1 protein-coding gene and 1 pseudogene are annotated in these 1,799 nt (G+C 66.3%); both read left to right on the top strand.

The features are described 5' to 3' along the window. Nucleotides 1-1,032, top strand: a pseudogene (locus ACGFT2_RS34075) (alpha-1,4-glucan--maltose-1-phosphate maltosyltransferase); the annotation flags it as partial. Beyond that, nucleotides 1,029-1,799 (top strand): alpha-amylase family glycosyl hydrolase (locus ACGFT2_RS34070; protein WP_393286239.1); only part of this gene is annotated, 771 nt, incomplete at its 3' end. The pseudogene ACGFT2_RS34075 and the gene ACGFT2_RS34070, both read left to right, overlap by 4 nt.

The following is a 1,799-nucleotide window of genomic DNA, read 5'->3' as shown; positions in this document are numbered from 1 at the left end:
CACAAGTACCCGGAGTGGTTCCATCACCGCCCCGACGGCACGATCGCCTACGCCGAGAACCCGCCGAAGAAGTACCAGGACATCTACCCCATCGCCTTCGACGCGGACATGGACGGCCTGGTCGCCGAGACGGTGCGGGTGCTGCGGCACTGGATGGGGCACGGGGTGCGGATCTTCCGGGTGGACAACCCGCACACCAAACCGGTCGTGTTCTGGGAGCGGGTCATCGGGGAGGTCAACCGCGCGGACCCCGACGTGATCTTCCTGGCCGAGGCGTTCACCCGGCCGGCGATGATGCACACCCTCGCCCAGATCGGCTTCCAGCAGTCGTACACCTACTTCACCTGGCGCAACGACAAGCGCGAACTGACCGAGTACCTGACCGAGCTGTCCGGCGAGGCCGCGGCCTACATGCGGCCCAACCTCTTCCCCAACACCCCGGACATCCTGCACGCCTACCTCCAGCACGGCGGCCGGCCGGCCTTCGAGGTCCGGGCCGTGCTCGCCGCGACCCTCTCCCCCGCCTGGGGCATCTACAGCGGCTACGAACTGTGCGAGAACACCCCCTTCCGGGAGGGCGGCGAGGAGTACCTCGACTCGGAGAAGTACCAGCTGAGGCCACGCGACTGGGAAGCCGCCGCCCGCGAGGGACGCACCATCGCACCCCTCATCACCCGGCTCAACGACATCAGGCGGCGCAGCCCGGCCCTCAGGCAGCTGCGCGATCTGCACTTCCACCACGCCGACCGGGACGCGGTGATCGCCTACTCGAAGCGGAACGGATCGAACACGGTTCTCGTGGTCGCGAACCTCGACCCCCACGACACCCAGGAGGCCACGGTCTCGTTGGACATGCCGCAACTCGGCCTGGACTGGCACGAGTCGGTGCCGGTGCGCGACGAGCTCACCGGTGAGACCTATCACTGGGGCAGGGCCAACTACGTGCGTCTCGAACCGGGTCACAGGCCCGCGCATGTCTTCACCGTCCTGCGACCGTCCCACCCGCAGATCGGAGGGTCACCCACAACATGATCGTCAATGAGCCCGTTCCGGACACGTTCGAGGACACACCCGCCAAGGATCGGAACCCGGATTGGTTCAAGAGCGCCGTCTTCTACGAGGTCCTGGTCCGGTCCTTCCAGGACAGCAACGGCGACGGCGTCGGCGACCTGAAGGGCCTGACGGCCAAGCTGGACTACCTGCAATGGCTCGGCGTGGACTGCCTGTGGCTGCCGCCGTTCTTCAAGTCACCCCTGCGCGACGGCGGTTACGACGTCTCCGACTACACCGCCGTCCTGCCCGAGTTCGGTGACCTCGCCGACTTCGTGGAGTTCGTGGACGCCGCCCACCAGCGCGGCATGCGCGTGATCATCGACTTCGTGATGAACCACACCAGCGACCAGCACCCGTGGTTCCAGGAGTCGAGGCGCGACCCGGACGGTCCGTACGGTGACTACTACGTCTGGGCCGACGACGACAAGCAGTACCAGGAAGCACGCATCATCTTCGTCGACACCGAGGCCTCCAACTGGACGTACGACCCGGTACGCAAGCAGTACTACTGGCATCGCTTCTTCTCGCACCAGCCGGATCTGAACTACGAGAACCCGGCCGTGCAGGAGGAGATGATCTCCGCGCTGAAGTTCTGGCTGGATCTCGGCATCGACGGGTTCCGGCTGGACGCGGTGCCGTACCTGTACCAGCAGGAGGGCACCAACTGCGAGAACCTGCCCGCCACGCACGCCTTCCTCAGGCGGGTCCGCAAGGAGATCGACGCCCAGTACCCGGACACCGTGCTG

The sequence above is a fragment of the Streptomyces sp. NPDC048514 genome, from assembly GCF_043199955.1.
In the GTDB taxonomy this organism is placed as follows: domain Bacteria; phylum Actinomycetota; class Actinomycetes; order Streptomycetales; family Streptomycetaceae; genus Streptomyces.
Note: the sequence above shows the minus strand (reverse complement) of the source record. Positions and strands in the feature narration are given on the sequence as shown.